The organism is Mesorhizobium sp. ESP-6-2, assembly GCF_020164675.1.
Lineage (GTDB): Bacteria > Pseudomonadota > Alphaproteobacteria > Rhizobiales > Rhizobiaceae > Mesorhizobium.
In genome coordinates this window covers 430,018-449,675 of sequence record NZ_JAIUGT010000004.1, presented here as the reverse complement: position 1 = coordinate 449,675, position 19,658 = coordinate 430,018, and the positions used below count along the sequence as shown (strand labels likewise).

The following is a 19,658-nucleotide window of genomic DNA, read 5'->3' as shown; positions in this document are numbered from 1 at the left end:
GCCTGTCCCTTGCATTTCACGGAGATGGCATATGAGATATGATACATCATGGAAGGGAAAGCGGAATATCATGCCTGAGCGAATTGCGGACGAGGCCATTTTGAACGCAGTCGACGACGGCTTCGCGCGGCAGGTGGAATTCCTCGCGGACCTCGTGCGCTTTCCCTCGCAGCGCGGCGAAGAACACGCGGCGCAATCCTTCATGGCAGCCGCGTATGAAGCGGATGGCTATAGGGTGGACATGTGGCGTGTCGATGTCGATGCGATTCGCGAGCTGCCGGGCTTTTCGCCCGTCGCCGTCTCCTATGACGACGCCTTCAACGTCGTCGCCACCCACACGCCGCGAAACGCGACCGGCCGCTCGCTGATCCTCAACGGCCATATCGACGTCGTTCCGACGGGGCCGCTCGACCGCTGGCTGCGCGATCCCTATGATCCGGTCATCGAGGGCGGCTGGATGCATGGCCGCGGCGCCGGCGACATGAAGGCCGGGCTCTCGGCCAGCCTCTACGCGCTGGCCGCATTGCGCCGCCTTGGCTATCAACCGGCCGCGAAGGTCTTTTTACAGTCGGTGGTCGAGGAAGAGTGCACCGGCAATGGCGCGCTCGCTTGCCTGCAGCGCGGCTACCGCGCCGACGCCGCCTTCATCCCCGAACCCCTGGAGCCGAAGCTGATGCGGGCGCAGGTCGGCCCGATCTGGTTCCGGATCGAGGTCGACGGCGATCCCCAGCACGCGTCGGGCGCTTTCTCGGCCGGCGCCAACGCCATCGAAAAGGCTTTCCTCATCATCCAGGCGTTGAAACAGCTCGAAATCGTCTGGAACGCGCGCAAGGTCGACGACAAGCATTTCTGCGATCACCCGCATCCGATCCGTTTCAATCTCGGCAAGATCGAAGGCGGCGAGTGGACATCGAGCGTTCCCGCGCGCTGCGTGTTCGAGATGCGTGTCGCCACCTATCCCGGCCAGAAGCTGGAGGATGCCAGGGCGGAGCTCGAGGCGTGCATCGCCGATGCGGCCCGCGCCGATCCGTTCCTGGCCAACCGCCCGCCCAGGATGACCTACAACGGCTTCATGGCCGAGGGCTATGTGCTGGAGGGCGCCGACGAAATGGAGGCCGTGCTGCGCCGCAGCCATACCGCCGTCTGGGGCGAGCCGCTGCAGGAACACGTCACCTCGGCAACCACCGATGCGCGCTTCTTCGGCCTCTACGCCGACACGCCGGCCATCGTCTACGGTCCGATCTGCCGCATGCCGCATGGCTATGACGAGGCGGTGGACCTTGATTCCGTACGCAAGGTCACTCAGACGATCGCGCTGTTCATCGCCGACTGGTGTGGGCTGGAGCCTGTCGACCCCGAGGCGAGGCCATGACCGGCGCCGTGACGGACGCATTCGGCGAGACGCTGGCCGAGGACGCGCCCGATGTCTCGATCGCCGATGCGCTTGCCATCCTGCGCCGGCACTACGGCCTTGCCGGCACCGCTCAGCCCTTGCCCGGGGAGCGCGACCACAATTTCCACATCCGCACCGATGGCAATGGCGAGTTTGTCCTGAAAATCTCGCATCCGGCGGAAGAGGCCGGCTTCACCGATTTCCAGAACAAGGCGCTGGACCACATCCTTGCGGTCGACCCTGCTTTGCCGGTTCCTTCGGTGCGCAAAAGCCTCGATGGCGATGCGCAGTTCACGGTCGGCATCGGCGGATCGGCGCCGCGCATCATCCGGCTGGTCACCTATTTGCCCGGCCAGTTGCTTTCGCGCTCGCCGGTATCGGCTGTGCAAGATCGCAATCTCGGCATTTTCCTCGCTCGTCTTGCCCGGGCACTGCGCGGCTTCTTCCATCCGGCCGCCGGTAGCGACCTTTTGTGGGATATCCGCAAGGTCGCCAAGACGCGGCCCATGCTGGCGCATATCGCCGATGCCGGGCGCCGGGCCATGGTCGGGCGCGTCATCGATGCCTTCGAGGAGCACGCCGCGCCCGTCATCCCCAGCCTGCGCGCCCAGATCGTCCACAATGACATGAATTCCTACAATGTGGTGATGGACGCATCGCGGCCCGAGATCGTCAGCGGCATCCTCGACTTCGGCGACATGATCCATTCGCCGCTGATCTGCGATCTCGCCATCGGCGCCGTCTATCGCTGGCCGGCCGACGGCCACCCGCTGGCGCCCGCCGCGCGCTTTGTCGCCGGTTATCGATCGGTGCAGCCGCTCGAGGCCGAGGAGATTGGCATCCTGTTCGACCTGATCCGTGCCCGCCTGGCGCTCATTGCCAACATCGCCAGCTGGCAGGCGGAGCGCTTCCCGGCCAAGCGCGATTATGTGCTGCGCCTCATCACCGAGGTCTGGGCCTCGCTCGAGCGGCTGGACGGACTGTCACACAGCGATGCCCGCCGCTATTTCCTCGATCATTCCAAACCGGAGTAGACGCTCGTGTCCCAATCCTCGCCCGCAAATGCCTACGCCGACGCCGGTGCGTCCGAGCGTGCGCTGCTCGAACGCCGCGCCAGGCTGCTTGGTCCGACCTACCGCGCCTTCTACCGCAACCCCATCCACCTGGTGCGCGGCAGCGGTGTCTGGCTCTACGATGCCCAGGGCCGCAAGTATCTTGATGCTTACAACAACGTCGCTTCGGTCGGGCACTGCCACCCGCGCGTCGTCGAGGCGCTATCGGGACAGGCGGCCACGCTCAACACCCACACGCGTTATCTCAGCGAAATCATCCTCGACTACGCGGAACGACTTCTCGGCACGCTTCCGCCCCATCTCGGCCATGCCATGTTCACCTGCACCGGCAGCGAGGCCAACGATCTCGCCATCCGCATCGCCCAGCATTCGAGCGGCAATACCGGCGTGATCATGACCGATTTCGCCTATCATGGCGCCACCATCGCCACGGCGCAGCTGTCGCCGGCAGCGGTCGGCGCAAAAGGCGTGCCCGCGCAGCACAGGACCGTGGCCGCGCCGGATACGTTTCGCGACCAGGGCCGGGCCGCACGCGATTTCGCCAGGAATGTCGCCGCCGCCATCGAGGACATGCGCACACAGAACGTGCGCCCGGCGGCGCTGCTGCTCGACTCGGCATTTTCCAGCGACGGGATTTTCTTCCCCGATGCATCGGTGATGCGCGAGGCCGCCGATCACGTCAGGAAGGCGGGCGGCATCGTCATTGCCGACGAAGTCCAGTCCGGCTTCGGCAGGCTCGGCCAGGGCATGTGGGGTTTCGCCAATTACGGCCTCGAGGCCGACATCGTCACCATGGGCAAGCCGATCGGCGACGGGCATCCGATGGCCGCGGTCATCGTGCGGCCGCAGCTTGTTGCCTCCTTCGGTTCCAACACCGGCTACTTCAACACATTCGGCGGCAACCCCGTCGCCGCCGCCGTCGGCATCGCGGTGCTCGACGTGATCGAAGGCGAGGGACTGGTCGAGAACGCGCGCACGGTTGGGGCCTATACGGGCGAGCTGCTGCGCGCCTTGCAGGGTCGCCACGGCATGGTTGCCGATGTCAGGCATAACGGCCTTTATTTCGGCGTCGAGTTGACGGCGGAGGGGGACGAGGCGCTGGCCGCCACCAGGACGTCGGCGGTCGTCGAAGCCATGCGCGAGGACGGCGTGCTGATCTCGTCATGCGGTCCGCGGGGCAACGTGCTGAAGATCAGGCCGCCATTGCCGTTCGCCAGGGACAATGCCGAGCAACTAGCCGAAACACTCGATCGCACCCTGTCGCGCTGGTGAGGGGATAGGAAAGGGGGCGGCAATCGACATGCTGAAGCTCGAACATCAGACCCTGAACGACCGCGCCTATGGCGCGCTCAAGCAGGAGCTGATTTCGGGCGGCTTCAGCCCGGGCCAGACATTGGTCATCCGTAAGCTTGCCGAGACGTTCGGCATTTCGACGACGCCGATCCGCGAGGCGTTGCAACGGCTCGTCGCCGAGCGGCTTCTGGAGTTGCAGAACAACCGCTCGATCATCGTCCCCTTGCTGTCTGCCCCCGCCTTCGAGGAACTGACGCGCATCCGCGTCGCTGTGGAGGGGCTGGCGGGTGAGATGGCCGCCTCGCGCATCACCGAAGACGGTCTGGTCGATATACAGGCCACGCTGGCGGGCATGCAGCGCGCGATCGAGGCGGGCGACGCCGGGGCCTATCTCGCGCTCAACGAGGCTTTCCACTTTGCCATCTACCGCCATGCCGGCGCGCCGATCCTGCTCAACATGATCCGTGACCTCTGGGGCCGGGTTGGGCCTTATCTCAAGCTTCTGATGCAGGCCGAGCGCTACATACCCCAGTCGAACGAGGCGCACCGCAAGATCGTCGGGGCGTTGGCGCAGCGCAATGGCGCCGACGTCAGGACCTTCATAGAACAGGACATCGCCATGGCGGCAGCGGTGCTGGCGGGGAACCTTCGCGCGGCCGAATGACGATGCGATCCCGTCGCGGCCCGGCGATCGGCCTATCCGGTCTTGTCCAGCCGGTCGCGAAGCATGCTCCACGGCAGCAGCGCGTTCGGCGCGAAGCGCAGCAGGCTGTGGAACGGCATCGGCGACGGCGGCGCAAAGGGCAGCGGCAGATCGCGGGCGTCGGTTCCTCCAGCCCAATCCGCAAGCACCTTGCCCATGGCCGTGGTCATGGCGATCCCGCGACCGTTGCAGGCGCGACCGGCGATCAGCCCCGGTCCGAGATCGATGAGGTGGGGCAGGAAATCGGGTTCGACCGCTGCCATCCCCGACCAGCCATAAGCGAGCGGCGGCAGGTTCGGGAGATCGAGATGCCGGGCCAGCCGCCGCCGGATCGTTTCCGGCAGGCGTCGATCCGCGCCGATCCCAAAGACATGCATGCCCCCGCTGATCAGCCTGTTCTCGGCATCGAAGCGGTAGGTGAAGAGATTGCGTCTCGTGTCGCCGACGCCTTGCCCGCCGGGCAACAGGCGGCTGCGCACCTCGCGCGGCAGCGGCGCCGTCGCGACCTGGAAGATCTTCAGCGGGAAATAACTTTTCCGAAGCCCCGGATTGAGCTGTCCGCCATAGGCATTGGTGGCGATCAGCACCTTTCCGGTGCGCACCGAACCCATTCGCGTCTTCAGCGACCAGCCGTCCGCGATGGGGTCGATCGCGGCGACGCGCGTGTGCTCGAACAGGCGCGCGCCGGCTTTTTCCGCCACCTCGGCCAGGCCGCGCGCATAGGCGACCGGATTGAGCACGCCGCCGGAACCGTCCATCCAGCCGCCGGCATAGCCGCGCGCGCCGGTCAGCGCCTCGACTTCTTGCCGGTCCAATACGACAGCCGGCCGGCCGCGCTGCGCCCATTGCCCCGCGCGTGATTTGACCTTCTCGAGCGCGGCCGGGGAATGCGCCGGCTGGATCCATCCGCTCTGTACCGCGTCGCACTCGATGCCGTGCCGCCTGATCAGGCCGAAGACCAGATCGGCGCTGCCGGCGGCGACATCGATCAGCCTCTCGCCGCGCGCGGGTCCGAGATGGGCTTTTATCGCATCCGGATCCATTTTGGCGAAGTTCGGCACGATGAAGCCGGCGTTCCTGCCGGTAGCGCCCCAGGCGAGGGTTTCGGCCTCGAGAACGGCGACCGAAAGACCTCTGGCCGCGGTATGCAAGGCCGTCGAAAGGCCGGTGAAGCCGCCGCCGACGATGGCAAGGTCGACATCGAGCTCGCCTTCCAGCGCCGGCCGGGGGCGGGTCTCACGGCTGACCGCATGCCACAGCGAAAGCGCTTCCTGCCGGGCCATTGCGGTCACGAGCCGCTCTCGCGGGCGGCAACCTTCGCCCGCTTGCCGAGCCGTGCCCGGCGCGGCCGTTCCCCGAACAGACCGTTGGGGCGGACTAGGAGGATGACGCACAGCATGACGCCGATTGCGACGATCTGCAGGGATGCGGCGCGCGCCTGTTGCTCCGGCGGGAACAGCGCACTGGTCAGCGTGCCCGATCCGGCCCAGATCCCCCAGACCAGGATGCTGCCGATGACGGCGCCGGGATTGCTGCCCGAGCCGCCGACGATCAGCATCACCCAGACCTGGAAAGTCAGGATCGGCAGGTAATTCTCCGGCGCGATGAAGCCAGTGAAATGCGCCTGCAACGCGCCTGCCAGCGCCATGATGGCGCCGCCGACGGCGAAGGCCTGGACACGGTAGAAGCGCGCGCTCTTGCCGAGCGAAATCGCCGCCCGCTCATCCTCCCGCAGCGCCTTCAGCACCCGGCCCCACGGGCTGCGGGACAGGTGCTCCAGCGCCAGATAGGCGACCAGCGTGACCGCTGAGACGACGGCAAGGTTCGACAGGTTGAACAGCAGCGGCGTCTCGGCGAGGCTGCCGAAAGGGCGCGGGATGAAGCCGATGCCGAACGGACCGCCGGTCAGTTTCTGAGCATTGAGCGCGACCAGTTGCACGACGACGGCGACGCCGAAGGTGGTGATGGCCAGATAGTCGGATCTGAGCCGCAGCGTGGCGATGCCCGTCAGGGCCGCGGCGATGCCGCCGACGACCATGGCGCCGAGCCAGCCGGCCAGGATCGGTAGCCCAAAACCGCCCAGACGCGCGGCATCGTCCGGCGTCGTCAGCAGCGCCGACGTGTAGGCGCCGATGGCGACGAAGCCGGCGAGCCCGACATTGAAGAGCCCGGTCAGCCCCCATTGCAGATTGAGCCCCAGCGTGACCAGCGAAAAGATCAGCGCCGTGGTCAGGAAGAATGCGCCGTAGCCGATGAGGTCGATCATCTTTCCCGAACTCCGAAAAGGCCGATCGGCCGCACGAACAGCACCGCCATCAAGATGATGAAGGAGACGGCGGCGCGCCATTCGGCGCCGATCAGTTGCACGGCGCCCGCTTCAGCGAGCCCGATGATCAGCCCGCCGAGCACGGCGCCGGGGATGCTGCCGATACCGCCGAGAATGGCCGCGGCGAACATCGGCAGCAGCATGTCGAAGCCCATGAATGGGCGGATCTGCACCAGGATGCCGATCATCACGCCGGCGACGCAGGCAAGCGCTGCGCCGAGGATCCAGGTGACACGCACCACCTTGGCGACGTCGATGCCGACGACGCGGGCAAGGGCCGCATTCTGGCTCAGGGCCTGCATGGACCGGCCGGTCTGCGTGCGCGTCATCAACAGGTGCACGCCCAACACCAGAACCGCGGTCAGCAGCAAAAGCGCGATCTGGTCGGGCGTGATGCGGATGCCGAAGCCGACCGGCATGGCGATCTGGATGGCGCGGCTGAAATAGGTCGGGCGTGAGGTGAAGATGAACTCGAGCAGGCTGCGCAGCGCCATCGAGGCGCCGAAGCTTGCCATCACCACGATGATGGCCTGGCCCTGAGAGCGCAGCCGCGCGAACAGCACCTTGTCCAGCAGCAGCGCCAGCAGGGCGGTGAATGCCATGCCGACGACCAGCGCGACGATGAGCGGCCAGCCAAAGGAAAGCGGGGCGATCGGCGCCACCTTGCCGACCGTGGCGCCGATAGCGCCGACGACGGCCAGCGTCGCATAGGTGCCCCAGGCCATGAAGTCGCCATGGGCGAAGTTCGAGAAGCGCAGGATCGAATAGGTCAGCGTCACGCCGATGGCGCCGAGGCCGATCATCGACCCCGTCAGCAATCCGTCGACGATGAATTGCAGGTTCATGCCGCACTCCCCTTGCCTGGAGGCGCGGCCTTGCCGGCGCTGTCCGGGCGCTGGCCGAGATAGAGTTCGGCGACCACCGGATCGCTCCACAATTCAGAGGCAATGCCCTCGTGCCGGTCCTTGCCTTCGACCAGCACATAGGCGCGGTCGCCGATGGCGAGCGCTGCCTTGGCGTTCTGTTCGACCAGCAGGATGGTGACGCCTGACTTGCGGATGCCGGCCAGCATCTCGAACACCATCGAGACGAATTTCGGCGACAGGCCGGCCGACGGCTCATCCAGCACCAGCACCTTGGGATGGACGATCAGCGCCCGCGCCACCGCCAGCATCTGCCGCTGCCCGCCCGACAGATTGCCGGCGGCGATGCGGCGCTGGCGCGCAAGGTCCGGGAAGGTCGCGTACATCTCGTCGATGCGGGCGGGAACCTCGCGGCGCTCGATGATGCCGCAGGCGACCCTGAGATTGTCGTCGACCGACATCAGTGGAAACACGTTCTCGGTCTGAGGCACGAAGGCGAGCCCAAGCCGCACCATGGTGTGAGCCGGTGCGGTGGTGATATCCTTGCCGTCGAGGAGGACCGTACCGCCGGTGACCGGGACGAGACCGGCAATTGCCTTGATCAGGCTCGACTTGCCGGCGCCATTGGGACCGAGAACGATCACGATTTCACCCTTCCTCACCGTGATCGAGGCGCCGCGCACGATCGGCACGCCGGGTTCGTAACCGGCTTCGAGGTTGCGGACGTCGAGCACGATCCCCCTCATGCCGCGCCCCCGAGATAAGCCTCGATGACGCGGGGATCGCGCGCCACCTCGTCGGCCGTGCCCTCGCACAGAAGCTCGCCGCCCGCCATCACCAGGACGCGATGGCAGAGCCGCGTCACCATGTCGATGTTGTGCTCGATCAGAAGAAAGGTGATGCCGCTTCTGTTGATGTCGCGGATGCGGTCGATGATGACTTCGAGCAGCGTGGCGTTGACGCCGGCCGCAGGCTCGTCGAGCAGGATGATGGCGGGGTCGGCCATCATTACACGGGCAAGTTCGAGCAGTTTGCGCTGGCCGCCGGAAAGCACCCGCGCCGGTTCGTGCGCCAGCCGCGTGAGCGAAACGAGCTCAAGCAGTTCGGCGGCTTTCTCGGCGGCTGCCTTCTCTTCGGCGGCGACCCGCCACGGGATCAGGAAATTGGCGAGCAGCCGCTCCCCGGCCTGACCTTGCGCGGCGAGCATGACGTTTTCGATCAGCGTGAGATTGGGCAAGGGCCGGGGAATCTGAAAGGTGCGCCCGAGACCGCGGCCAATGCGCAGGTGCGCTGCTTCGCCGGAGACGAGCGCCCCGTTGAGACGGATCTCGCCGCTCGTCGGCAGGATGCTGCCGGCAAGCAAGTCGAACATCGTCGTCTTGCCGGCGCCGTTGGAGCCGATCAGGCCGAGGATCTCGCCCGGGCGGACCTCGAACGAGACATTGTTGACGGCGACGAGGCCGCCGAAACGGCGCACGACGTTCTTCGCTGCCAGAACCGGAGCCTGGGTCTCCGTCCCATGCCGTTTCGCCGTGTCGTTCATCAAGCCCTCTGGCCGAAGCGATCTTTGCCGCTTTCTGATTTTTTTTGATTTGTGATCACACTTGCTTTGATCACGCTAATCAGCTTTAATTTTCTCCGCAAGCCGAAAACAGGCTAGGCCGACGAAAAGGCCGAGATCGGGAACGCCATGCAAAGGGCTGCTGTCGAGCGCAACAACGAGGTCATCGCCGCGCAACTCGCGCCGGTCGGCCGCGAGACGGTGCAGGACCGCGTCTATTCCGAATTGCGCCGGGCGCTCATCGGCGGTCTGTTCGAGCCGAGCCAGGTTCTGACCATACGCGGCCTTGCCGATGCGCTCGTCACCTCCACCATGCCGGTGCGCGAGGCGCTCGGGCGGCTGATTACGGAGAAGGCGCTGGAAGCGCTTCCCAACCGGTCCGTGCGCGTGCCGCCGATCACGCTGGAACGCATCGACGACCTCCTGCGCGCCCGTGCCCTGATCGAAGGCGAGGCGATCGCGCTTGCCGCCGCGCGTATGGATCCGCGCCAGATCGCCACCATCGAAACCATTCTCGGTGAATGGGATGAGATGCGGGCGCTGAAGCACAAGAAGGATGTCGATCGCGAGGTGACGCTCAATCAGAGTTTTCACTTCGAAATCTATCGCGCCTGCGGTTCCGCCGTGCTGATCCCGATGATCGAGAGCCTCTGGCTGCAGTCGGGACCATGCATCCGCGTTGCGATCTATGCTTTTTCCGAGGCCGGCGAGGTCGACACCGCTCACTATCATCGCAGCATCGTCGCCGCGCTTGCCGCGCAGGATGCCCAGGCCGCGCGCGAGGCGCTGGTGGCCGACATCAGCCGTCCCTTCGCTTTCCTGCGCGACAAGCTGAAGTTGACGGCAAAGGCGGAGTGAATGCCCGATATGACCAGACGCGCCATCAGGATCACCGAGCCGCGTTCCGAGCTGTCGGTGACGGCGCGGCTGCTGCCGGAAAAAGCACCCGAGAACGCCGCGTTCCTGTGGTCTTATCTGGCCGAGCCGCGCGTCGTCGCGGGCATTCATGCCATGTGGACCGGCCCGGAAATCTCCTGTCCGATCCCCACGGCACATCTGGACGGCGAGGCCTTTGGCCAGGCCTTGCCGGCGGAGAACGCGACGCTGACGCCGCAGCCCGGCGATATCGTGCTTTCCTATGTGCCGCCGCGCATGTGGGGCGGCAACCCGCACGCGATCTTCGACATCGGCCTGTTCTACGGGCAAGGCGCGCGCCTGCTGTTTCCGATCGGCTGGCTGGCGGGAAGCGTCGTTGCGCAGGTGCTGCCCGAAGAACGCGATCAGTTCGCTTCTGCCTGCGGCATCATTCGCCGCAATGGCGCCTGCGATGTCACCTTCACGCGGCTGGAGAGCTGAAAATGGCTGAACGCGACGACAGCTTCGAACTTTTCGACCTCCGCGTCGAGGCCGTCGTCCCCGAAGGAAAGCCGGTTTATTGCGGCGCCAGGCCCGGCGACTATTTCGAGCTGAAGGGCGAGATGCTGTCGATGCCGGCGGGCCAGGGATTTTCGATCTATTCCATAGCGGCCGTGCTGCCGCTGCTGGCGGCGAAGCAACGCCCCACCCATGCCAATGACTGGATGACCTCGGATACCGAGATCGCCTGTCCCGATCCCAATTGCGCCAGCAGGCTCAGGATCGTCAGGACCGGCAAACGGCGATTCAGTCACGCCGAGACCACGGCTGTGCCGCTGCCGAAGGAGAGTGGAGAGAGATGACCGCCAAGACTTTCGAACTCAGCCCCGGCTACACCATCTCGCGCGTCATTCGCGGTGGCTGGCAGTTGGCCGGCGGCCACGGCGCGGTCGATCGCCAGCAGGCGGTGGCCGATCTGATCGCCACTTTCGACGCCGGCATCTGGACCTATGACTGCGCCGATATCTACACCGGCGTCGAGGAGCTGATCGGAGCGGCGCGCCTGCGTCTGGCCAACGAACGTGGTCTCGATGCCGCCGCCAGGATGAGGGTGCACACCAAGCTGGTGCCGGACCTCGAGCGGCTCGCCGGCATCAGCCGCGATTACGTCACAGGCATAGTCGACCAGTCTCTGCGGCGGCTGAAGACCGAGCGGCTCGACCTCGTGCAGTTCCACTGGTGGGACTATTCGGTGCCTCGCTACGTCGACGCGATGGGCTGGCTCGACGAGCTCCGGCTCGAAGGCAAGGTGCGCAATGTCGGCACCACCAATTTCGATACGCAGCGTCTCGGCGAGATCCTGTCGGCCGGCGTGCCAGTCGTCAGCCAGCAACTGCAATACTCGGTCCTCGACCAGCGTCCGGCGGCGAGCCTCGCCGCGCTCGCCGCGCGCAACGGCGTCAGCTTTCTCTGCTACGGTTCGGTGGCCGGCGGCTTTCTCGGCGAGAAATGGCTCGGTGCTGCCGAGCCGGATATGCCGCTCGAAAACCGCTCGCTGGTGAAATACAAGCTGATCATCGACGATTTCGGCGGCTGGGAGCTCTTCCAGTCCCTGCTCAATGTGCTGAAGCGGATCGGCGATCGCCACGGCGTCGACATCGCCACCGTCGCCAGTGCGTGGGTGCTCGAGCAGCCGCAAGTGGCGGCCGTCATCGTCGGCGCCCGCAACCAGGCGCATGCGCTGGCCAATGCTAAGATCATGGATGTCGCGCTCGGGGCCGAGGACCGGGCGGAGATCGGCGCCGTGATCGCCCAGAGCCGAGGCCCGCTCGGCGACGTCTACACGCTGGAGCGCGACCGTCACGGCCGCCACGGCTCGATCATGCACTACAACCTCAACGCGGCGCGGCCATGAGCGCCACCACCGAAAGCCTGTTTTCGCGGGCCAGCAACGAGATCGTCGAGTTGCATCGCTTCTTCGTCGACTGGTTCATCGCATCGCGCGCCGGCAAGGCCGATTTCAGCCGCTTCGAACGCGTCATGGGCGAAGGCTTGGCCATGGTCACGCCGGACGGCAAGGTCCTCGATCGCGATGCGGTCGTCGACCACGTCCGCGCAAGCCGCGCTTCCTGCGACGAAGCCTTCGCCATCTCGATCGAGGACATCCGGCCGGGCTGGCAAGCCGGCGACGCGATCGTCGTGCTCTATGTCGAGGCGCAGTTGCGGGACGGCAAGCACAGCCGCCGTCAGTCGAGTGCGCTCTTCACCACCAGTTCATCGGCGCCCAACGGCGTCGAATGGCGACATCTGCATGAAACCTGGCTGCAGGTGCCGGAAAGCTGAACAGGCTCCAGGCGTGAAATTTGGTTCGTGTAACTCAATTCGTGTAGCTCAAGGGGAACAACAATGAGAAAGACGATACTCCAACTCACCACCGCGCTCGCTCTCGTGACGCTCGCCGGCGCGGCCCATGCCGCCGACTGCAAGATCACGGTCGGCCTCGTCATGGAATTGACCGGACCGGCCGGTGAATACGGCCAGGCCGGCGCAAAGTCGGTCGAGATGGCCTTCCGCGACATCAACGACGCCGGCGGCGTTCGCGGCTGCGATCTGGTGACCGACACGCGCGACAGTCAGAGCCAGGGCAATATCGCCGTCGATGCGGCGACCCAGTTGGTTCAGGTCAAGAAAGTGCCGGTGATCATCGGCGGCATCATCTCCTCGGTGTCGATCCCGATCCTGACCTCGGTCACCGCACCGGCCAAGATCGTCCAGGTCTCGCCGGCTTCGTCCTCGCCGACGCTGACCGCGCTCGGGCGCGACGGCAAGACCAACGGCATCTTCTTCCGCACCATCACCTCCGATGCGCTGCAAGGCGTGGCAGCCGCCAAATACGCCATCGACAAGGGCTTCAAGAAGCTGTCGATCATCCATGTCAACAATGATTTCGGCGTCAACATGGTGGCCGAATTCTCGCGGGCCTACAAAGCGCTCGGCGGCACCGTCGTCTCCGACACGCCCTACAACGAGAAGCAGTCGAGCTATGCCTCGGAAGTCACGGCGGCCATGGCCGGCGAGCCTGACGGGCTTTATCTCGTCAGCACGCCGGTTGACGGCGCCACCGTCGCCCGCACTTGGATTTCGCAAGGGGGCGTGCAGAAATTCCTGCTCAATGACGGCATGAACAGCCCTGATTTCATCGAGTCCGTCGGCGCCGACTATCTCAAGGAGGCCTATGGCACCTCGTCCGGCACCAGCCCGACCGCCTCCACCGACTACTTCGCCAAGAACTACAAGGCGTTTTCAGGCATCGAACCGTCCAATCCCGCGGCCGACCGTTCCTATGATGCCGGCGCCATTGTCGGCCTGGCAATCGCCATCGCCGGCTCGGAGGATCCGGCCAAGATCAAGGACGCCATGTACAAGGCGGTCGATCCGGCCGGCACGCCGATCTTTGCCGGCAAGGACGAGTTCGCCAAGGCGCTCGGCCTGATCAAGGACGGCAAGCCGATCCGCTACGAAGGTGTCATCGGCCCGGTCGCCTTCGACAAATATGGCGACATCACCGGTCCGTTCCGCTTGTGGAAGATCGTCGACGGCAAGGTGACGACCGACGGTGAAATGACCACCGACGACGTCAACGCCCTGCAGGCGAAGCTCCAATAGGCCGCCACATCAGGCAGTCCGGCACCGATCGCTCGATGCCGGACTGCTCGCAACGCGCTCCGGCCCCAGCGCTCTGAAATTCATGCCGCCCACAACAACGGCAGCGGGTTTCATTCTCCCGACTCGCGTAATAGCCAGCCTGCGTCTTTCCTGCTGTTCGGCGAGCTCGGCCTCGTCCCAGTAGCCGATCAGCACGCCGGGTTCGATCAACGGATCGAAGTGCCGCATCTTGTCGTCGTTTCCCGTCAGCCATTCGTCGGCGGCGGTGATGCGGTTGTTGGGCAGCGCCAGCCAGCGGAATAGCGCCTGCCGCAGGCGTTCGATGTCGGCCGCCGCCGATGCTTCCGTGCCGAGGTCGCGCAGTTCGTGCGGATCGCCGTGCAGATCGAAGAACATCGGCGCCAGGCCCTCGCCATGGACCAGTTTGAAGCGGCCGTCGGTGATCATGTAGAGCTTGCAGTCGGCGACCGGCATCGCGAGCCTCAGCCGCGCGGCATCGCCGCCATAGTCGTACTCGCTCACCGCGTGGCACCGCCAGTTCACGTCCTGGCCGACCAGCAGCGGCAGCAGCGACCGCCCCTCGAGAATATGCGGCTTCGCCTTGCCGCCGAAGAAGTCGAGGAAGGTGGGTGCGAGGTCGATCATCTCCACCAGCGCGTCCGACGTCGTGCCGCGCGTCGCGTCGGCCTGCCGGCGCGGATCGTAGACGATCATCGGCACCTTGGCCGCGACATCGTGGAAAAGGTATTTTTCGCCCAGCCAATGGTCGCCGAGATAATCGCCGTGGTCGGAGGTGAACACGATCATCGTGTTGTCGAACAGGCCGCGCTCCTCCATGAACTCGAACAATCCGCCCAACTGATCGTCGATCTGCCTGATCAGGCCCATATAGCAGGGAACGATCCTTTCGCGGACCTCGTCGCGGGAGAAGTTCCTGGAATAGCGCTCCTGCTGGAAGGCTTCGAAGATCGGGTGAGGCGACACGCGTTCTGCTTCGCTGCGCACGACCGGCTTTATGTCGGCCTTGCCGTACATGTCGTGATAGGGCGCCGGCACGATGTAAGGCCAGTGCGGCTTGATGTAGGAGAGATGCGCGCACCAGGCCTCGCCCCTTGCCTCGGCCTCCTCGATGAAGCGCATGGCGCGGCGCGTCATGTAGGGTGTTTCCGAATGCTCCTCGGGAATGCGCGCCGGCTTGTCGGCATGGACGAGCAGCCAGCCGTTGAAATCCTCGCCATCCTCGCCTTCACCGGAATTGGCCCAGTGCTCCCACGGATTGGCGGCGTCGAAGCCGTGCTCGCGCAGATATTGGTCGTAGGCCGGATCGGGATCGTAGGCGGATGACGGATGCAGCCCGTCGTCGCGCTCGAACGGTTCGAAGCCGCATTCGGCGACGCGCACGCCGATGACGGACGCCTTGTCGATGCCGAGGCGCTCCATGCCTTCCTCGTCGGCTCTCATATGCGTCTTGCCGATCAGCGCGCAGCGCACGCCGATCTCGCGCAGATGCTCGCCGAGCGTGGGCTCGCCGACCCTGAGCGGCACGCCGTTATGCGTCGATCCATGCGAGCGGACATAGCGGCCTGTATAGGCGCTCATGCGCGATGGCCCGCACACGGTCGATTGCACATAGGCGTTGGTGAAGCGCACGCCCCGGCTGGCCAGCCGGTCGACGTTCGGCGTGTGCAGGGTCTTGTGTCCGGCGCAGCTCAGATAGTCGAAGCGCAGCTGGTCGCACATGATGTAAAGGACGTTGCGGCGGTCTGTCATTGGTCGTCCGTCATTGTGGTTCTCGCAAGACCGGTGTGCCAGAACGGCCGATGTCCTACAACGATGCCTCAAAATATCATTTTACCGAACCAAATGCCTCATGCACTGTGGGAGCTGGGAAGGGTCGAAATCGTGCCATTCGTCACCATTGGCGGCCTTGCGCTGCACCATCGTTACATCGAGGCGACCGGCACCGCGCGACCGGTGGTCTTCATCAATTCGCTGGGTACCGATTTGCGCATTTGGGACGATGTCATCTCCCAACTAGGCGGTGACATGCCTCTGCTGGTCTACGACAAGCGCGGCCACGGACTTTCCGACATCGGCAGCGGCGTCCGGTCGATGGATGATCATGTCGACGACCTCCTTGGCCTCATCGATCATTTCGATCTCGGCAAGGTCGTGCTGTTCGGCCTGTCGGTCGGCGGCTTGATCGCGCAGCGGCTCTATACCCGTCATCCCAGCTGTGTTGAGGCTCTGATCCTGTCCGACACGGCGCACAAGATCGGCACGGACGAGAGCTGGAACACGCGTATCGCCACCGTCGAGCGCGACGGGATCGAGGCGATAGCCGACGGTGTGATGAAAGCATGGTTCACGCCCGGCTTCCATGCCGCGCCCGCCGCCGACCTTGCCGGTTGCCGCAATATGCTGACCAGGCAGGCGCTGCCGGGTTATATCGGGACATGCATGGCGGTCCGCGATACCGACCTGACCGAGGCCGCGCGGCGCATTGCGGTGCCCACGCTCTGTATCGTCGGCGACCAGGACGGCTCGACGCCGCCCGATCTCGTCCGCTCGCTGGCAGCGCTGATCCCCGGCGCCCGCTTCGAAATCATTCCTAATGCCGGCCATATTCCCTGCATCGAACAGCCGGAGGCGGTGGTCGCGCTGATCCGCGATTTTGTCGCGTCGCTTCCTCCGGCGCAGAAACCTTTGAGCGCGACTACCCCTTGATCGCCGTGCCGACGATGGAATCGACGAAGAAGCGCTGCAGCAGGACGAAGAGGATGAGCGGCGGCAGCACGGCAAGCGTCGCGCCGGCCATCACCAACCCGGTGTTGACGGCGCCTCTGTTGTAGCTCAACAGCCGGCTGAGGCTGATGACGATCGGATAGGCGTCGGCATTGCCTTGCAGCACGGTCAGCGGCCACAGATAGCTGTTCCAGTGATAGACGAAGGCAAACAGCGCCAATGCCGCGATCGCCGGCGCCACGCTGGGCGCCACGATCTTGAACAGGATCAGCAGTTCGGAGGCGCCGTCCATGCGCGCGGCGTCGATCAGATCGTCAGGCACGCTTGCAATGAACTGGCGCATCAGGAAGATACCGAAGGCATTGGCGAGGTTGGGCACGATGATGCCGGCGAGGCTGGCATTGAGGCCGATCGAGCCGACGAGACGATAGAGCGGGATCAGCGTCACGATCGGCGGCAGGAACATGGTCGCGATCAGCACCGAGAACAAAAGCGAGCGGCCGGGGAAGTGGTATTTGGCGAAGGCGTAGCCGGCCATCATGCTGGTGATGAGGATACCGGCTGTGGTGATCGAGGCGATGACCAGGGAATTCCACATCGAACGGCCGACATTGACCACGCCCGAAACTTTCTCATAGGCGTCGAGGCTCGGCGTGTGCGGGATCCACACCGGCGGCACCTGCATGCTCTCGGCCGGCGTCTTGAGACTGGACAAAACCATCCAAACCAGCGGAAACGCCGACGCTACCGCCACGAGCAGCATGAGCGTGGCCAGCAGCGCCTTGCGGCCGGCGGGGCGTTTGCGCGGCAAGCGGGTCGACGATCCCGCGCTCATTCCTGATCCTTCCGGTTGGCAAAGGCGAACAGAGCGCAGACCACGACGATCAGCGACAGCATCAGCATGACGGCCATGGCCGAACCCAGTCCGCCCTGCGCGCGCTCGATGCCGACGCGGCGGATGTGGTAGGTCAAGACATTGGTCGAGCCGGCCGGCCCGCCCTGCGTGATCAGCGCCACCGGCTCGAACACCTGCACGGCATTGATGATGGCGATCACCGCGCTGAACAGGAGCGTGCGCCGCAGCAGCGGCAAGGTGATGAAGCGGAACTGCTCGAAGCGGTTGGCGCCGTCGAGTTTTGCCGCCTCGTAGAGGCTGCCGGAAATCTGGGTCAGCCCCGCAATCGCCAGCACCGTGAAATAGCCGACTTGCTGCCACACATTGAGCAGGACGATCGAGATCAGCGCCGAGCGCGGCGACGACAGAAAGGGCTGCGGGCCGACGCCGATCAGGCCGAGCATCTGGTTCAGCGGCCCTTCACCAGGCGAATAGAGCTTCGCCCACACCAGCGCCACCGCGATCATCGGCACCATGTAAGTGGAAAACAGCACGGTCCGCAGCGCCGTGCCGCCGCCCACATCGTGCTGGTGGACCATCAGCCCGAAGGCCACCGAGAGCGGCAGGATAAGGATGACGGAGAGCGCGGTGTAGATGGAGGTGTTGATCAACGCGCCCTTGAAGTCGCGTCCGACCGATGAGACGCCGAAGATGTCGCGGAAATTGTCGAGGCCGATGAAGCTGGCGCTGGAAAAGGGCGTCTGCGTCGACCAGTCCTGGAAGGACAGCCAGACGGTGAGCAGCATCGGCAACAGGATGAAGATGCCGATCAGCGTCACGGCGGGCGCCAGCATGATGCCCGCCGAGGCACGGTACCTGTTGATCATGGTTCAGTCTACTTGGCGGCGCGCTCCAGGATCGAGGCGGCGTCCGCTTGCGCCGTCGCCTGCGCATCCTTGGCCGAGACCTGGCCATACTGCAACGCCTCCAGCGTCTGCTGCAGGGATTCCGAGAACTCCTGCCCGCCCGGCACGACCGGGAAGGGCTTGGCGTCGGCCAGCACGCTGACATAGCCCGACAGGAATTCCGAGCCGAGCTTGTCCTTGTGGGCCTCGATATCGGAGCTGCGCGAGGGCAGGATGCCCATCGACATCAATATGTCGGACATCGCCGAGGCGCCGTTCTTGCCGGATTTCGGATTGTTGAGCCAGCCCAGGAACTCCCAGGCGGCCTTCTGCTCGGCTTCGCCGGCATTGGCGTTGACCACCGTCATCCAGGAATAGGAGATCGAATGCGGCTTGTCGCCGCTCGGGCCGACGGGGATCGGCGCCGTGGCGATATCCGCGAACCTGTCGCCCATGCCTGCCTTCAGCGCGCTTTCCCACCAATTGGCCATGATGATCATGCCGGTCTTGCCCGAGACGAAATTGTCGAGGAAGGGGCCGGTGGTGTTGGCGTCGGCCGTCGCCATGGCTGGCACGCTGGCGCCCGACTTGATGAAATCCTCATAGAGCTGGAAGGTCTGCGCGGCCTGCGGTGTGTCCAGCGCCGGCTTGCCGTCCTTGACCAGCTCGCCGCCATTGGAGACCAGCAGCGAGGCGAAGGGATGAACGACGCCCGCCGCCCAGGAATTGATCATGCCGAAACCCTGCTGGCCGGCATCCTTGTTGGTCAGCTTCTTCGCCGCCTCCTTGAACTCGTCCCAGGTTTTCGGCGCGGCGGCAATGCCGGCCTGCTTGAACAGTGCCTTGTTGTAGTTCAGCGCGTAGACGTCGATCTCGTTGGGAATGCCATAGAGCTTGCCGCCGACCGACGCGGCGCTCACCACGCCAGCCGGCCATGCTTCCTTAACCTCTTCGAAGACGGCGTCGGGGGCAGGCGCGACAAGCTTGTCGCGGGCCAGCTCAGGCAGCCAGAGATCGTAGATGCCGCCGATCGTAGGACCGTCCGCGCCGCCGCCCTGGGAGCGCAGCGTCGTCAGGAGATCACCGAAGGGAACGGCGCGCACGGTGACGCTGACATCCGGATTTGTCTTTGCATAGTCCTTGGCCGCCGCTTCCAGCAATGCGACCGTCTCCGGCGACCAATGGGTGAGATAGGAGATGTTGACCGATTGCGCCCAGCCGCTGGCGGGCAGGATGGCAAGGCTCGCGGCCAGAGCCAGTTTCGAAGTCCAGGCAAGAGACATCCTCATCCTCCCTCAGGCTTAGCGATCACAATGACGTTATGACAACATGAAGTGCTGGCGCAAGGGCCCGATTGCGAAAAAGCTTCGCATGGGCTGTCTCTGATCTCTATGATGTCTGTTTCACAACGAAATTTGTAAACATAGACAGCATATTACC

At 64.9% G+C, this 19,658-nt stretch carries 20 protein-coding genes; 11 read left to right on the top strand and 9 right to left on the bottom strand.

What is annotated here, in order from left to right:
• Positions 1–70 precede the first annotated feature (70 nt).
• From LB532_RS14595 to LB532_RS14580, 4 genes are read left to right on the top strand one after another with little or no spacing between them, the layout of a single operon-like run.
• A complete protein-coding gene (locus tag LB532_RS14595) occupies positions 71–1,372 on the top strand; it encodes an ArgE/DapE family deacylase (protein ID WP_181169293.1) in 1,302 nt (433 codons plus the stop codon).
• Positions 1,369–2,427 carry a phosphotransferase gene (locus tag LB532_RS14590; protein WP_140638479.1) on the top strand — a complete coding sequence of 353 codons (1,059 nt, stop codon included), beginning with the start codon at positions 1,369–1,371 and terminating at the stop codon, positions 2,425–2,427. The genes LB532_RS14595 and LB532_RS14590 overlap by 4 nt, the downstream gene beginning before the upstream one ends.
• Before the next feature lie 6 nt (positions 2,428–2,433).
• Complete coding sequence (locus LB532_RS14585; RefSeq protein WP_224556906.1) at positions 2,434–3,738, top strand: aspartate aminotransferase family protein; 1,305 nt, start codon at positions 2,434–2,436, stop codon at positions 3,736–3,738.
• Positions 3,739–3,766: 28 nt separating this feature from the next.
• The gene (locus LB532_RS14580; protein WP_140638481.1) at positions 3,767–4,423 is read left to right on the top strand and encodes a GntR family transcriptional regulator; all 657 of its coding nucleotides are present in this window, start codon (positions 3,767–3,769) and stop codon (positions 4,421–4,423) included.
• Between the two features lie 32 nt (positions 4,424–4,455).
• Here the strand turns inward: LB532_RS14580 and LB532_RS14575 are convergent, their stop codons facing one another.
• The 5 genes from LB532_RS14575 to LB532_RS14555 are packed head-to-tail and all read right to left on the bottom strand — an operon-like array spanning position 4,456 to position 9,194.
• Positions 4,456–5,754, bottom strand: coding sequence for an NAD(P)/FAD-dependent oxidoreductase (locus LB532_RS14575; protein WP_140638482.1), 1,299 nt, complete (start codon positions 5,752–5,754; stop codon positions 4,456–4,458).
• Positions 5,751–6,728 carry a branched-chain amino acid ABC transporter permease gene (locus tag LB532_RS14570; RefSeq protein WP_181169294.1) on the bottom strand — a complete coding sequence of 326 codons (978 nt, stop codon included), beginning with the start codon at positions 6,726–6,728 and terminating at the stop codon, positions 5,751–5,753. Before LB532_RS14570 ends, LB532_RS14575 begins: the two co-directional genes overlap by 4 nt.
• The gene (locus LB532_RS14565; RefSeq protein ID WP_140638483.1) at positions 6,725–7,633 is read right to left on the bottom strand and encodes a branched-chain amino acid ABC transporter permease; all 909 of its coding nucleotides are present in this window, start codon (positions 7,631–7,633) and stop codon (positions 6,725–6,727) included. Before LB532_RS14565 ends, LB532_RS14570 begins: the two co-directional genes overlap by 4 nt.
• Positions 7,630–8,397 carry an ABC transporter ATP-binding protein gene (locus tag LB532_RS14560; protein ID WP_140638484.1) on the bottom strand — a complete coding sequence of 256 codons (768 nt, stop codon included), beginning with the start codon at positions 8,395–8,397 and terminating at the stop codon, positions 7,630–7,632. The genes LB532_RS14565 and LB532_RS14560 overlap by 4 nt, the downstream gene beginning before the upstream one ends.
• The gene (locus LB532_RS14555; protein ID WP_140638485.1) at positions 8,394–9,194 is read right to left on the bottom strand and encodes an ABC transporter ATP-binding protein; all 801 of its coding nucleotides are present in this window, start codon (positions 9,192–9,194) and stop codon (positions 8,394–8,396) included. The genes LB532_RS14560 and LB532_RS14555 overlap by 4 nt, the downstream gene beginning before the upstream one ends.
• A 147-nt stretch (positions 9,195–9,341) precedes the next feature.
• On the opposite strand from LB532_RS14555, the gene LB532_RS14550 reads away from it, so the two are divergent.
• The 6 genes from LB532_RS14550 (at position 9,342) to LB532_RS14525 (ending at position 13,733) form a co-directional block, all read left to right on the top strand.
• Positions 9,342–10,070, top strand: a complete 729-nt coding sequence (locus LB532_RS14550) for a GntR family transcriptional regulator (RefSeq protein ID WP_140638486.1) — start codon at positions 9,342–9,344, stop codon at positions 10,068–10,070.
• A complete protein-coding gene (locus LB532_RS14545; protein ID WP_224556904.1) occupies positions 10,071–10,568 on the top strand; it encodes a DUF3830 family protein in 498 nt (165 codons plus the stop codon).
• Between the two features lie 2 nt (positions 10,569–10,570).
• Positions 10,571–10,930, top strand: coding sequence for a TIGR04076 family protein (locus tag LB532_RS14540; RefSeq protein WP_140638487.1), 360 nt, complete (start codon positions 10,571–10,573; stop codon positions 10,928–10,930).
• Positions 10,927–11,982, top strand: coding sequence for an aldo/keto reductase (locus LB532_RS14535; RefSeq protein ID WP_140638488.1), 1,056 nt, complete (start codon positions 10,927–10,929; stop codon positions 11,980–11,982). The genes LB532_RS14540 and LB532_RS14535 overlap by 4 nt, the downstream gene beginning before the upstream one ends.
• Positions 11,979–12,410 carry a DUF4440 domain-containing protein gene (locus tag LB532_RS14530; protein WP_140638489.1) on the top strand — a complete coding sequence of 144 codons (432 nt, stop codon included), beginning with the start codon at positions 11,979–11,981 and terminating at the stop codon, positions 12,408–12,410. The genes LB532_RS14535 and LB532_RS14530 overlap by 4 nt, the downstream gene beginning before the upstream one ends.
• Positions 12,411–12,473: 63 nt before the next feature.
• Positions 12,474–13,733, top strand: a complete 1,260-nt coding sequence (locus tag LB532_RS14525) for an ABC transporter substrate-binding protein (protein ID WP_140638490.1) — start codon at positions 12,474–12,476, stop codon at positions 13,731–13,733.
• A gap of 9 nt (positions 13,734–13,742) precedes the next feature.
• On the opposite strand, the gene LB532_RS14520 is transcribed toward LB532_RS14525, so the two are convergent.
• Positions 13,743–15,503 (bottom strand): sulfatase-like hydrolase/transferase, encoded by a 1,761-nt coding sequence (locus LB532_RS14520; protein WP_140638491.1) that lies wholly within the window; start codon positions 15,501–15,503, stop codon positions 13,743–13,745.
• Between the two features lie 132 nt (positions 15,504–15,635).
• On the opposite strand from LB532_RS14520, the gene pcaD reads away from it, so the two are divergent.
• Entirely contained in the window at positions 15,636–16,460 is an 825-nt protein-coding gene (gene pcaD / locus LB532_RS14515; RefSeq protein ID WP_140638816.1) for a 3-oxoadipate enol-lactonase, read from the top strand.
• Here the strand turns inward: pcaD and LB532_RS14510 are convergent.
• The 3 genes from LB532_RS14510 to LB532_RS14500 are packed head-to-tail and all read right to left on the bottom strand — an operon-like array spanning position 16,450 to position 19,501.
• A complete protein-coding gene (locus LB532_RS14510) occupies positions 16,450–17,313 on the bottom strand; it encodes a carbohydrate ABC transporter permease (RefSeq protein WP_140638492.1) in 864 nt (287 codons plus the stop codon). The two genes, pcaD and LB532_RS14510, sit on opposite strands and share 11 nt — an antisense overlap.
• Complete coding sequence (locus tag LB532_RS14505; protein WP_140638493.1) at positions 17,310–18,200, bottom strand: carbohydrate ABC transporter permease; 891 nt, start codon at positions 18,198–18,200, stop codon at positions 17,310–17,312. Before LB532_RS14505 ends, LB532_RS14510 begins: the two co-directional genes overlap by 4 nt.
• An 8-nt stretch (positions 18,201–18,208) precedes the next feature.
• Positions 18,209–19,501: an ABC transporter substrate-binding protein gene (locus LB532_RS14500; protein WP_140638494.1), complete on the bottom strand. Its 1,293-nt coding sequence runs from the start codon at positions 19,499–19,501 to the stop codon at positions 18,209–18,211.
• Positions 19,502–19,658: the final 157 nt, after the last annotated feature.

Bases quoted from the DNA above. Each gene is read 5' to 3' on its own strand.
- LB532_RS14595 (WP_181169293.1), top strand. From the start codon at position 71: ATGCCTGAGCGAATTGCGGACGAGGCCATTTTGAACGCAGTCGACGAC.
- LB532_RS14590 (WP_140638479.1), top strand. From the start codon at position 1,369: ATGACCGGCGCCGTGACGGACGCATTCGGCGAGACGCTGGCCGAGGAC.
- LB532_RS14580 (WP_140638481.1), top strand. From the start codon at position 3,767: ATGCTGAAGCTCGAACATCAGACCCTGAACGACCGCGCCTATGGCGCG.
- LB532_RS14570 (WP_181169294.1), bottom strand. From the start codon at position 6,728: ATGATCGACCTCATCGGCTACGGCGCATTCTTCCTGACCACGGCGCTG.
- LB532_RS14565 (WP_140638483.1), bottom strand. From the start codon at position 7,633: ATGAACCTGCAATTCATCGTCGACGGATTGCTGACGGGGTCGATGATC.
- LB532_RS14560 (WP_140638484.1), bottom strand. From the start codon at position 8,397: ATGAGGGGGATCGTGCTCGACGTCCGCAACCTCGAAGCCGGTTACGAA.
- LB532_RS14555 (WP_140638485.1), bottom strand. From the start codon at position 9,194: ATGAACGACACGGCGAAACGGCATGGGACGGAGACCCAGGCTCCGGTT.
- LB532_RS14550 (WP_140638486.1), top strand. From the start codon at position 9,342: ATGCAAAGGGCTGCTGTCGAGCGCAACAACGAGGTCATCGCCGCGCAA.
- LB532_RS14545 (WP_224556904.1), top strand. From the start codon at position 10,071: ATGCCCGATATGACCAGACGCGCCATCAGGATCACCGAGCCGCGTTCC.
- LB532_RS14540 (WP_140638487.1), top strand. From the start codon at position 10,571: ATGGCTGAACGCGACGACAGCTTCGAACTTTTCGACCTCCGCGTCGAG.
- LB532_RS14535 (WP_140638488.1), top strand. From the start codon at position 10,927: ATGACCGCCAAGACTTTCGAACTCAGCCCCGGCTACACCATCTCGCGC.
- LB532_RS14530 (WP_140638489.1), top strand. From the start codon at position 11,979: ATGAGCGCCACCACCGAAAGCCTGTTTTCGCGGGCCAGCAACGAGATC.
- LB532_RS14525 (WP_140638490.1), top strand. From the start codon at position 12,474: ATGAGAAAGACGATACTCCAACTCACCACCGCGCTCGCTCTCGTGACG.
- LB532_RS14520 (WP_140638491.1), bottom strand. From the start codon at position 15,503: ATGACAGACCGCCGCAACGTCCTTTACATCATGTGCGACCAGCTGCGC.
- LB532_RS14510 (WP_140638492.1), bottom strand. From the start codon at position 17,313: ATGAGCGCGGGATCGTCGACCCGCTTGCCGCGCAAACGCCCCGCCGGC.
- LB532_RS14505 (WP_140638493.1), bottom strand. From the start codon at position 18,200: ATGATCAACAGGTACCGTGCCTCGGCGGGCATCATGCTGGCGCCCGCC.
- LB532_RS14500 (WP_140638494.1), bottom strand. From the start codon at position 19,501: ATGTCTCTTGCCTGGACTTCGAAACTGGCTCTGGCCGCGAGCCTTGCC.